The 11,298-nt window shown below is 71.8% G+C and carries 9 protein-coding genes and 1 pseudogene; 1 reads left to right on the top strand and 9 read right to left on the bottom strand.

The window, feature by feature from the left end:
• Positions 1–58 precede the first annotated feature (58 nt).
• Positions 59–529, top strand: a pseudogene (locus VFB40_RS14720) (MmyB family transcriptional regulator).
• Here the strand turns inward: VFB40_RS14720 and VFB40_RS14725 are convergent.
• The 9 genes from VFB40_RS14725 to VFB40_RS14765 form a co-directional block, all read right to left on the bottom strand.
• Positions 496–1,653, bottom strand: a complete 1,158-nt coding sequence (locus VFB40_RS14725) for a glycosyltransferase (RefSeq protein ID WP_324850991.1) — start codon at positions 1,651–1,653, stop codon at positions 496–498. The pseudogene VFB40_RS14720 and the gene VFB40_RS14725 sit on opposite strands and share 34 nt — an antisense overlap.
• Positions 1,650–3,314 carry a murein biosynthesis integral membrane protein MurJ gene (gene murJ, locus VFB40_RS14730; RefSeq protein ID WP_324850993.1) on the bottom strand — a complete coding sequence of 555 codons (1,665 nt, stop codon included), beginning with the start codon at positions 3,312–3,314 and terminating at the stop codon, positions 1,650–1,652. Before murJ ends, VFB40_RS14725 begins: the two co-directional genes overlap by 4 nt.
• 283 nt (positions 3,315–3,597) lie before the next feature.
• Positions 3,598–4,497 (bottom strand): hypothetical protein, encoded by a 900-nt coding sequence (locus VFB40_RS14735; RefSeq protein WP_324850995.1) that lies wholly within the window; start codon positions 4,495–4,497, stop codon positions 3,598–3,600.
• 55 nt (positions 4,498–4,552) lie between these two features.
• Positions 4,553–5,575 carry a copper transporter gene (locus tag VFB40_RS14740; protein ID WP_324850997.1) on the bottom strand — a complete coding sequence of 341 codons (1,023 nt, stop codon included), beginning with the start codon at positions 5,573–5,575 and terminating at the stop codon, positions 4,553–4,555.
• Entirely contained in the window at positions 5,572–6,771 is a 1,200-nt protein-coding gene (gene steA, locus VFB40_RS14745; protein WP_324850999.1) for a putative cytokinetic ring protein SteA, read from the bottom strand. Before steA ends, VFB40_RS14740 begins: the two co-directional genes overlap by 4 nt.
• A 157-nt stretch (positions 6,772–6,928) precedes the next feature.
• The gene (gene recN / locus VFB40_RS14750; RefSeq protein ID WP_349261480.1) at positions 6,929–8,755 is read right to left on the bottom strand and encodes a DNA repair protein RecN; all 1,827 of its coding nucleotides are present in this window, start codon (positions 8,753–8,755) and stop codon (positions 6,929–6,931) included.
• A 117-nt stretch (positions 8,756–8,872) separates the two neighbouring features.
• Positions 8,873–9,805, bottom strand: coding sequence for an NAD kinase (locus VFB40_RS14755; RefSeq protein WP_324851003.1), 933 nt, complete (start codon positions 9,803–9,805; stop codon positions 8,873–8,875).
• The gene (locus VFB40_RS14760) at positions 9,802–10,689 is read right to left on the bottom strand and encodes a TlyA family RNA methyltransferase (protein ID WP_324851005.1); all 888 of its coding nucleotides are present in this window, start codon (positions 10,687–10,689) and stop codon (positions 9,802–9,804) included. Before VFB40_RS14760 ends, VFB40_RS14755 begins: the two co-directional genes overlap by 4 nt.
• A 71-nt stretch (positions 10,690–10,760) precedes the next feature.
• Positions 10,761–11,027: a hypothetical protein gene (locus tag VFB40_RS14765; RefSeq protein ID WP_324851007.1), complete on the bottom strand. Its 267-nt coding sequence runs from the start codon at positions 11,025–11,027 to the stop codon at positions 10,761–10,763.
• Positions 11,028–11,298 lie beyond the last annotated feature (271 nt).

Below are 11,298 nucleotides of genomic sequence, written 5' to 3' on the forward strand. Positions count from 1 at the left end.
CGCGTGCGTGATCAACGAACGCTTCGACCTGCTCGCGTGGAATGCCGCTTATCAGTTGATGTTCCCGGGCTTGGAGAACTTCCGCGGCAAGTACCGCAACACCGTGTGGAGCGTGTTCACGTCACCGGGCTGCTGCCATCCCTACGTGAACCGGGCCGAGGAGGCACCGAGGATCGTGGCCACTTTGCGCGCCGCCTACGCGCACCATGTCGGCGAGCCGTAATGGGAGCAGTTCATCAATGACCTGCTCGACCGCAGCCCGGAGTTCGCCAGGCTGTGGGCGCAGCATGAGGTGGCCGGCTACGGCACCCGCAACAAGATCTTCAACCACCCGCTGGCGGGCAAGCTCGAGTTCACCACGATGAGCCTGGGGCTGCACGGCACGCCGGGGCTGCGCATGATCGTCTACCTCGCGGCCGATGAGCGCACCGTTGAGGCGATGCGGGATCTCGAGGCGCGCCAGGCACCGCTAAAGCTGGCCCCGCTCCCCTGCGGTCACCGCTTCACCGAGGCCGTGAGCTCCGAGTAGAGCGCGCGCACTTGAGTCAGGCACTGCTCGGCGTCGGGCAGGGCGCGGGCCCGCTCGCGGCCCCTGGCGGCGAATCGGGCCCGGTCGTCCGGGTACTGGGCGAGCCGCTGGACCGCGATCGCGATCTCGTGCGGATCGCCGGGCGGCACCAGGATCGCCGCGTCGCCGACCAGCTCCGGTGTGCCGCCGACCGCGGTGGCCACGACCGGCACGCCGGCCCGCAGCGCCTCCTGTACGACCAGTGCGCGCGCTTCCCAGGTGGAGGAGAGCACCAGCACGTCGGCGGCCGTCAGCAGGTTCGCCACGTCGGTGCGGTGGCCGAGCAGCGCTGCGTCGAGCTGACGGCGGTCGATCTCGGCTTGGAGTTCCGCGCGCAGCGGGCCTTCTCCGGCGATGGCCAGCCGCGGCACCGACTGCGGAGAGTCCGTCAGTTCCCAGGCGCCCTGCCAGATCCGCGCCGCTTGAAGCAGCGTCGCGTAGTCCTTCTGCGGGGCGAGACGGCCGACCGCCAGTACCAGGATCCGTTCAGGCGCGCCGGGATTGCCTTCACTGCCGATGCCGAGCTCTGCGCGTATGTCGGCCCGAGGCCTGGTCGGTTCCGGCAGCGGTGGGGCTGGTACCGGGCCGAGTCGCGCGTCACGGGCGCCGAGGACGCGTGCGCGTTCGACGAGGTCGGCTGAGGCGCCCAGCACCACGTTCGCGCGGCGTGCCGCAAGCCTCTCCAAGCGGGCAAGCAGGCGCGCTTTGATGCCCGTGGCGAGCATCGCGTTGTGCAGCGTGACGACGCTGGGCGTGCGGCTGCCGTTCGCGCGGCCTAACGCGAGCCCGGTTAGCGCTCCCGCACGCACGCCGTGCGCGTGTACGACCGCTGCGTTCGCCTCGGCGAAGGCCGCGCGCAGGGCCCTTACTGTCGCGATATCGCGCGGCGGGTTGATCGACGCGGCGATCGGCACGGGATGGAAGTCCGCGCCCGCTTTGGCGAATCCGAAGTGCTCGTCGGTCTGCGCCGGTCCGATGACGGTGACCTGGTCGCCGCGGGCCACCAGTCCGGCCGCCAGGTCGTGCACGTGCGCACCGATGCCACCGGTGCTCGTGCCCAGTACCAGCGCGATCCGCGAACTCACCGGTCCTGCTCCCGATCGGCGCTGTCGCGCCCTGGGCGCGCTCTGCCGCGGGCGGCCGGGGTTGCCCTCGCCGAGCACCACCGCGCCGCGCGCGACAGCAGCGGCCGCAGGTCGCCGTCGTCGAGCGCGAGGCTCACCGCCGCGAACACGACGAGGGCGACCAGCGCGCAGAACACCCCGGTCACCAGCGCGGGCGCGGATCCGGTCGGGCCGATCCGGCCGGCCACCAGCCAGCCCGCGGCGCCGGCCGCTGCGGCCGCGATCGCCCCGACCGCGGCGGCGCGCGGCAGCCCGGCGAAGGTGCCGGGTCCGTGGTACCGGCGCGTCGCGGCGAGCAGCAGGATTCCGGCGACCGTCATACCGCAGGCGTTGCCGAGGCCGAGCGCCGCGACGGCCTGCTGCGGCGGGAAGCGCCAGATCAGGATCCAGTCCGCGGCAAGGACGGTCAGCCAGCCGATGACAGTGGCCACGGCGGCGTCGCGGCTGTGGCCTCCCGCATAGAGGACGCGGCCGAGGTGCGCGATCGCCGCGTACCCGGGCAGTCCGAGCGCGAAGGTGAGCAGCCCGTAAGCCATCATCGCCGGGCGCGGGCCGGTCGGCGCGGAGATGAACAGGTATGACATCGGCCATGCGGTCGCGACGAGCAGCGCTGCGCCACCGCACGCGGCGATGAGTACCGCGCGGCTGGTTGTCGCGACGCCGCTGCGGAAGCCTTCAACGTCCCCGCTGTCGGCGCGCGCGGCCAGGTCTGTGAAGGCCGTCGTCGCGATCGGTAACGCAAGGACCGCGTACGGGAGCACGAAGACCGCCCAGCTGAACGTGTAGACGGTCAACGACCCGGTGGCCGCGCGGGTGTGGCTCGTGAGCAGGACGACTCCGAGCACGACGACGTTCTGAGCGGCGAGCGTCGCCACCCCAGCCACCGCGAGGTGCCGAGCCCTGCGGGCAAGGCCGGGTGGGAAGCGGAACACCGGCCGTACCCGCAGGCCGGTGCGGCGTACTGCGGGCAGCAGGCTCAGCGCCAGCGTGGCGACTCCGAGTGTGGTCCCCAGGCCGAGGAACAACTGGGAGCGGTAGCTCAGGGAACCGAGCGACCCTCCGGCGGCGGTCGGGTCGAACGCGCCGAACAGCAGGTAGGTGGTGACCACCACGAGGCTGGAGAGCAGCGGGGCGAGCGCGGGCGACAGGAACCGCCGGTCTGACTGCAGAGTCGCGGAGAGGACCACCGCGACGCCGTACAGCGGGATCTGCGGCAGGAACAGCACCAGGAACCGGCTGACCGTCGCGGCGTAGGCGCCGAGCGGCGCGTGGTTGCCGGCCAGCAGCTGGCCGAGCGGCCCCGAGATCGCGATCCCGGCCAGGCTGAGCGGCAGCAGGACCGCGACGGTCCAGGTCAGCAGCGCGGAGATGACCGACTCGGCGTATTTGCGCTCGCCGCGGGCGAGCGGACCGGCCAGCAGCGGGACGGCGACGCTGGCGAGCGCGCCGCCGGCGACGATGTCGAAGACCGTGTTCGGGATCTGATTGGCGGTGTTGTACGCGTCGGCGAGCGCCTGCGTGCCGACGGTGTGTGAGAAGGCGAGCGTGCGAAGGAACCCGACGGTGCGTGAGAGCACTGTGACAGCGGCGATCATCGCGGCGCCGCCTGCGACGGAACGCACCGCCGCGCGTCTACGTGCCGCACGTTGGGTGGCTAGCGTCTGGGAACTCATGCCCTCTTGCACGAAAGCCGAGGCGCGGTAGAGCCCAGCCTCGTCTTCGGTCGTTGCGTCGTCGCGTACAACATCGTCGAATAGCGCTTCGCCGGTAAGCGGTTCGCCGCGGTCCTGTGCCCTGCCATCGTCGCGCCCTACCCGCTCCTCCGCAGGCGCAACCAGCCGCGTGTCGATCGGCGCGACGGGCTGTACGAGCGGATCGTCGACGGAGGGCAGCGGGGCGGGGCGGTCAGGCACGTCGGCCGAGTCCGTCCAGCGCTCGAAGCGGCGGGGTGTTCGCGATCACCTTGGTGAAGGAGACCTTCTCGCTGGCCAGGGTCACCGCGGTGAGCGCGGCCGCGCGCCAGACCAGGCCCGCGCGGGTGGCCGAGGCGGCGGCGGCCGTACCGAGCACCGCGCCGAGCGCGTTCGCCCCCGCATCGCCGAGCATGGCCCGCTCGTCGAGGTCCTCGGGCAGCAGCGCCAGCGCCGCGCCGAGGCCCGCGCACCGCACCGCGGCCGCGCCCGGGGTGGTGCCGTCGCGCAGCAGCGCGGGCGTCGCGGCGATGGCGGCGGCCTTGATGGCGCGGCCCGGCCGCAGGTCGAGCAGGTTGACCGCGTTGGCGGCGGCCGCGATGGTGACGCCGGCGAGCAACTTGTCCACGAGGGTGTCGCCGGGCCCGCGGCGCACCAGCGCCCCGGCCAGCAGGCCGGCGCCGCCGATGCCGGCGATCTTCACGCCGCCGGTGGTCAGCTCGCCCTTGGCCAGCGCCTTGAGGTGGCCGCGCATCCCGCGCCGGTCGCCGTTGCCGTAAAGGTCGTCATAGACGCCGAACGCACCGGCGCTGGCCGCGACGCCGACGGCCGCGGTGCGCAGCCTGCGCGGCACCCCGGGGGTGAGCGCGAGCGCGGCCGCCGCGCCTGCCGCGTAGGCGGGGCCTTCCAGCAGGGTGACCGGCTCGCCGCGGTGGTTGGTGCGGTTCCACAGCTTCGGATCGCGGCCGCGGCCGGCTCCCTCGGTGACCGCGCCGCGCGCCGCGGTGAAGGCTAGGCGGGCCGCCGCCGCGCCGAGCGCGGCGGCGAGCAGCTTGGGCGCGGTGGCGGTGATCTTCGCCGCGAAAGCCCGGTTGCTCTCGAGCCCCTTTGACATCGGCCTGTCCGTTCTTTCTCAATCCGCGGCGGCGCGGCTGCGCCGGGCGGCAGTCCTAGCTTGCGCTCGGCGAGGGTACCGGGGGCAGGTTCGGCAATTTCGGCAACAGGCCGTCGGTAATGCCGGTCATACCGTAATGCCCGGCCGGCGCGGTGCCGTTCGCGCTCTCGTCGTAAAGCACGAACACCACGGCGACCTGGCCGATGGTGTCGTCCATGTCGTCGACGGTGGACACGGTCTTGGCCGCGGTCGCGTTCTTGAGGACCGCGCTGATGACGCCGCCGGTTTCCGCGTCGGCCGCCGCGCCGCCGATCACCGGGCCCACGTCCGCGGTGTGCAGGGACTGCGCCAGTGACACGTAGAGGGCGTTCTGCGCGTCCGCCTGCGAGGCCTCCGGCGCGGCGATGAACGCCGCGGTCGGCTTGAGCGCGTTTGCGGCGCTGGGCATCGTCGTCACGCTGATCACGCCGATGGCCTTGAACTCCTGAAGAGTCCGCACCGCCCAGGACGGCGTCATCGTCGTCGGTGTGGCCGACGGCGACGCCGAGGCGGAGCCGGCGAACGCGGGTGTCGTGGTCGCCTGCGCGGTCAGCGCCTCGACCAGCAGGTTGACCGCCTGAGTCACCGCGTCGCCGCCGGGGATCTGCTGTCCGCGCGGCGCGTAGTCGGCCACGAGCTGCTGCAGCGAGGAGGCGCTGCTGGGGTCGGCGAAGGTGGGGTTGACCGTGATGTCGGCGGTGATCGTCGCGGCCGCCTGCTTGGCCAGCGCGAGCGTGGCGTTGACGTGGTCCTGGTTGAACCCGGCGGCGCGCACCACCACCACGCCGGCGTTGAACAGCTGGTTGCTGACCAGGTTGTTCTTGGTGCCGTCGATGTAGTCGCTCAGGTGGTTGTTCTCGGCGGCCAGCGTCCGCTGCTGCGCCTCGAGGTGGTTCTTGGCGTTGGTGGCGTTGGTGATCTGCCCGTTGAGGAACGCGATCTGCGCCTTGCTGAGGAAGGAGGCGCCCAGCACCAGGCCGACCGTCAGCGCCAGGAACACCGCGACGATCGACACCACGTGATAGCGGAAGTCGATCACGAGAACAGCCCCTGCAGCCAGAACACGAAGGAGTCCCAGTATCCGCGCAGGACCTGCCAGTACAGCCCGCCGAGCGGGGAGACCAGGGCCGTGGCGATGATGGTGACCAGCGCCGCGCTGATCAGCAGCAGCAGCGAGGCCGAGGAGATCTGGCTGCGGTAGAGGCGGGAGACGCCCTTGGCATCCACCAGCTTGCCGCCGACCCGCAGCCGGGTCAGGAAGGTGGAGGCCATGCCGCCGCGCCCCTTGTCCAGGAACTCCACCAGGTTCGCGTGCGTGCCGACCGCGACGATGAGCTTGGCGCCCTTGTCGTCGGCCAGCAGCATCGCCACGTCCTCGCTGGTGCCGGCGGCCGGGAAGACGACGCAGTCGCGGCCGAGGCGGCTCATCCGCTCCAGGCCGGGGGCGCGCCCGTCCCGGTATGCGTGCACGACCACCTCCGCGCCGCAGGTGAGCGCCTCGTCGGAGACCGAGTCCATGTCGCCGACGATCATATGCGGCTTGTAGCCGGCCTCCAGGATCGCGTCCGCGCCGCCGTCCACGCCGATCATGATCGGCCGGTACTCGCGGATGTACGGCCGCAGCGCTTTCAGGTCCTCCCGGAAGTGGTAGCCGCGCACCACGATCAGCACGTGCCTGTCGTCGAAGTCGGTGCGCACGTCGGGCACGCCTACGCCGTCGAGCAGCAGGTCGCGCTCCTTGCGCAGGTACTCCATCGTGTTCTCGACGAAGGACTCCAGCTGCTCGGACAGGCCGGCGCGGGCCTCCTCCATCGCGTCCAGGATGGTGGGGATGTCCAGCACCTTGCCCGCCGCCAGCGGGGTCTCGCCGCGGAAGAGCACGTTGCCCTCGACGCGCAGCTGCTCGCCCTCGCGCGCGAGGTTCATCACCTGCGGGCCGACCTCGTCGATCAGCGGGATGCCGGCCGAGACGATGATCTCGGGGCCGAGGTTCGGGTATCGGCCGCTGATCGAGGCCGCTGCGTTGACCACGGCGGCCGGGCGGCAGGCCACCAGCGCCTCGGCCGCGACCCGGTCGATGTCCTGGTGGTCGATGACCGCTATCTCACCGGGCCGCAGCCGCTTGGTGAGGTTCTTGGTGCGCCGGTCCACACGCGTCAGCCCGCCCACGGCGGGGGCAGGCCGCGGCTCGGCCTGCTCCGCCGCGCGCTCGGGAGGGCGCACGGTGATCCTCATCGGGACAATCCTGCCAGGCCCGTGCGGCCTGGCTCGTCCCGTTGCACCAGTTCTTAACACGCCTTCAGCCGGTCGTGACGAGGTTGTTACGTCGAATGTCGTCTGGAGATTCCTCCCCGGACGGGAGCGCCTTCGCGGATCATTGGGGCGCCGTGCGTCACCGCCGTTCGGCGTGGGCGGTGGCGAGCAACTCGTCGGCGTGCGCCTGACCGAGTTCGGAGTCTTCCAGGCCGGAGAGCATACGCGCCAACTCGCGTCTGCGCTCGGCGTCGTCCAGCACGGTTACCCCTGAGGAGGTAATCGATCCGTCGCTTTCCTTGCGCACCAGCAGCTGCCGGTCCGCGAACGCCGCCACCTGGGGCAGATGGGTGACGACGATGACCTGTGCGGTGCGGGCGAGCCTGGCCAGCCGGCGGCCGACCTCGACCGCGGCCTTGCCGCCGACGCCGGCGTCCACCTCGTCGAAGACGAAGGTCGGTACCGGATCGGCGCCGGCGAAGACCACCTCGACGGCCAGCATCACCCGGGAGAGTTCACCGCCGGAGGCGCCCTTGGCGATCGGCAGGAACGGGGCTCCGGGGTGCGGGGCGAGGCGCAGCTCCACGTCGTCGATGCCGTTGGGGCCGAAGGCGACCAGCCGTTCGGCGCCGGTCTCCGGGTCCGGCACCGGAAGCGCGCTCGCGGCCGGAGCCTCGGCGGTTGCGGGCAGCTCCCGCTGGGCGACGTGCACGGCGATGCGCGCGTGCGGCATGGCCAGTTCGGCCAGCTCGGTGGTGACGGCGGCGGCGAACTTCTCGGCGGCGGCGCGGCGCGCGGCGGAGACCTCGGCGGCGTGGCCGGCCAGCCGGCTGCGCAGTTCGTCGCGCTGCGCGGTGAGCGTCTCGATGCGGTCGTCGTCGCCCTCGAGTTCGGCCAGCCGCGCGGTGGCCTGTTCGGCCCAGGCCAGCACGTCCTCGAGGGTCGGGCCGTGCCGGCGGCACAGGGTCTCCAGGTCGCCGATGCGCTGGTTGACTACTTCCAGCCGCACCGGGTCGGCCTCGATCCCGGCGAGGTAGCCGGCCAGGTCGGTGGCGGTCTCGGTGAGCTGCCAGTACAGCTCCTCCAGCCGCGCGGCGATGGGCGTGAGGGCCGCGTCGTCCCGGCTCACCTGCTCCAGGGCGCGGCGCGCGGCGTTGACCAATGAGGAGGCGTCGCCGGTTCCCGTGCCGTCGTCAGTAGCGACCAGGGCCTCGTGTGCGGTCGCGGCGGCCGTGCGCAGCGATTCCGCGTTACCGAGTCGCTGCGATTCGACGGTCAGTTTCTCGAGTTCTCCGGCGACGGGCTCTACCTTGTCGAATTCGGCGAGTCCGTACCGCAGCGCGTCGGCTTCTTGCGCCCGTTCTTTCGCCTGCGTGGTCAGTTCTTCCAGTTGTGCGGCGACTTCGCGGTACTGCTGATATGCGGCGCGGTATTCGGCCAGCGGACGGGATACCGCGTCCCCGGCGTACCTATCCAGTGATGCGCGCTGCCGCGCCGGTTGCAGGAGCCGCTGCTGTGCGGACTGGCCGTGCATTGCGATCAGGTCCTCGCCGAGATCCGCGAGCACTGAGACCGGAACCGCCTGGCCGCCGAGATGCGCACGGGAACGTACCGCGGCGTTCTGTCCGGAGCCCTGGGCCGACCCCTGTCCGCCCACGACGCGCGCGATGAGCAGTTCCGCCTGTGCTGTGCCGTCGCTTCGCGGCTCCGCGTCGTCTATCGCCGCGCCGGCCTCGGTCGCGCGCCGGGCCACCGAGCCCTCGGCGGGAATGAGCACTCGGCCCTCGATGACGGCCCGGTCCGCGCCCGGCCTGATCCGCGTGGTCTCCGCGCGGCCGCCGAACAGCAGATCCAGCCCGCTGACGACCATGGTCTTGCCGGCGCCGGTCTCACCGGTGACCGCGGTGAAGCCGGGCGACAACTCCAGTACGGCGTCCTCGATCACCCCGAGGCCGCGGATGCGCATCTGCTCCAGCACACTCGTGAGATTAGCGGAACTCCCGGACAACGGGCTCTGCCTTACCGCAGCACTCCCCTGACGGAGGATCAGCGGGGACCTCGTCGGGTAACCCGACTATCGCCGCTATTCCCGCGCCCGCCATCCGTCGATGGGAAGCCCGAATTTCGCGACGAGCCGGTCGGTGAAGGGCGCGTCGTGCAACCGGGCCAGGCGTACGGAACGCTCGCCGCGGCGTACCTCCACGCGTGCCCCGTGCGGCAGGTCCAGCGTGCGCCGGCCGTCGCACCAGAGCACGGCGCTGCCCTCCGGCCCGACGCCCCAGCCGTCTTCGATCTCGATGGCCAGCAGCGAGGACGGCGCGGCCACCAGCGGCCGGGCGAAGAGCGCGTGCGCGGAGACGGGCACCAGAAGCAGCGCCTCGACGTCCGGCCACACCACGGGGCCGCCGCCGGAGAACGCGTACGCGGTCGAGCCGGTCGGCGTAGCGCAGACCACGCCGTCACAGCCCCAGCGGGACAGCGGCCGACCGTCGACCTCGATCAGGACTTCGATCATCCGCTCGCGGGACCGCTTCTCGACGCTCGCTTCGTTGAGTGCCCAGGTGCGCCCGACGACGCGGCCGCCCTGCATCACGGTCACGTCGAGGGTCATGCGCTCTTCGACCTCGTACCGCTGCTCGACGATGCGTTCGACGACCTCGTGCAGGTCTTCGAGTTCGGCTTCGGCGAGGAAGCCGACCCGGCCGAGGTTGACTCCGAGCAGCGGGATGTCCGCCGCGCGGGCGAGTTCCGCGCCGCGCAGCAGGGTTCCGTCCCCGCCGAGGACCACGATCAGCTCGCAGTCGTCCACGGCGTGCCGGTCGTCGGGGACGATCCAGGCGGTCGGGCCGAAGTCGACGCCGTCCACCTCTCCGGCCAGTACCCGCACCTCTATCCCGGCGCCGGAGAGCCAGTGCGCGACCTTGCGTGCCGCGTCCTTGGCTTCCTTGCGGCCGGTGTGGGTGATCAGCAGGACGCTGCGCTTGGAGCGCTCGTCACCGCTGTCGTCGACCGTCACGCACGCTCCCTGTGTCCGTTCGGCTGTTCATTCACGCGTCCATTCGTCCTCTGCGGCGTACCGGCTCCGGCAGGCCCTTCGGCGATCGCTCGCGCCAACTCTTCGTCCTCGAGTGGCGCGGCTCCCGCACGCAGCCATACGAAGTACTCCACGTTTCCGCTCGGTCCGGGCAACGGGCTCGCGGTGATGCCGAGCACGCCCAGGCCGAGCGCCCAGGCGGCGTCGGCCACGGTGCGTACCGCGTCCGCGTGCAATGCCTGATCACGCACCACGCCGCCGGAACCGAGCCGTTCCCGGCCGACCTCGAACTGCGGTTTGACCATGAGCGCGAGATCGGCGCCGGGTGCGGCGCAGCGGGCGAGGGCGGGCAGCACCAGCGTCAGCGAGATGAACGAGAGGTCGCCGACGATGAGTTCCGCCGCCTCGCCGCCGATCTGCTCCAACGTCAGATCACGCACGTTGGTTCGATCGACGACGACGACGCGCGGATCGGTCTGCAATCGCCAGGCCAGCTGCCCGTAGCCCACGTCGACCGCGACCACTTGGCGGGCTCCGGCGCGCAGCAGCACGTCGGTGAAGCCCCCGGTGGACGCACCGGCGTCCAGGCAGCGGCGCCCCTCTACGACCAGCCCGCGCGGCCCGAACGCGGCGAGGGCGCCTGCGAGCTTGTGCCCGCCGCGCGACGCGTACTCCGACTCCCCGTCCGCTGCCCCGGCCACCACGATCGCGGCGGAGGTCTCGACCTGTGTCGCCGCTTTCCCGGCGGCCTGCCCGCCGACGGTGACCCGTCCGGCCGCGATCAACTCGACCGCCTGCTCGCGGGAGCGGGCCAGCCCGCGCCGGACCAGTTCGGCGTCGAGCCGTCGCCGCGCCTGTCCCGCCATCGTGGATCCTGCCTGTCCGGCTAACTGCCAGCGTCTGCCTAGTGCTTTTCGCCTAACGCGCCGCGAACTGATCAGCCCGTGCGCTGAGCGCCTGCGTCCTGAGTGCCCGTGTCCTGCCGGTCGATCTGCGCCAGCGCCTCCTGCAGACGCTGGTGGATGCCGTCGTACAGGTCCGGGTGCGCGCCCGTGGGCCGGTCGGGCAGTTCGCGCAGCCGGTCGAGCGCGGCGTCCACGTCGGGATGGCCGGTCGGCTCGGGTTCCGGAACGACCGCGAACGGCTCGGGCTGTGGCGCTCTCCCGGCCTCGGCCGCAGCCTCGACCGCGCCCTCGGTGTCCATGCTGCCCGCCGTCCTCTCACCGTGTCCGTACAGTGCGTATCCGCTTGTCCGCGCTGTTCCCCTGACCGTACCGCGCCGCGCGACCCGCTGGCTGTAAGGTGCCAGCCGTGGCGACCAAGAGCGAATGCGCGGAGGCCCTGGACCGACTGGCCGCGAAGATGGGCGGCCTGGACGACAGTAGCCGTGACCGGCACCGACTGGAGCGGACTGTCAGCTGCCAGGTGCCGGACCTCGATGTGACATTTCACGGCACGCTCAAGGACGCACGCCT

Source organism: Actinocrinis sp., assembly GCF_035650855.1.
GTDB lineage: Bacteria > Actinomycetota > Actinomycetes > Streptomycetales > Catenulisporaceae > Actinocrinis.

Excerpts from the sequence above, each read along its gene's own strand:
- steA (WP_324850999.1), bottom strand. The coding sequence starts at position 6,771 with ATGAGGATCACCGTGCGCCCTCCCGAGCGCGCGGCGGAGCAGGCCGAG.
- VFB40_RS14765 (WP_324851007.1), bottom strand. The coding sequence starts at position 11,027 with ATGGACACCGAGGGCGCGGTCGAGGCTGCGGCCGAGGCCGGGAGAGCG.
- VFB40_RS14760 (WP_324851005.1), bottom strand. The coding sequence starts at position 10,689 with ATGGCGGGACAGGCGCGGCGACGGCTCGACGCCGAACTGGTCCGGCGC.
- recN (WP_349261480.1), bottom strand. The coding sequence starts at position 8,755 with ATGCGCATCCGCGGCCTCGGGGTGATCGAGGACGCCGTACTGGAGTTG.
- VFB40_RS14735 (WP_324850995.1), bottom strand. The coding sequence starts at position 4,497 with ATGTCAAAGGGGCTCGAGAGCAACCGGGCTTTCGCGGCGAAGATCACC.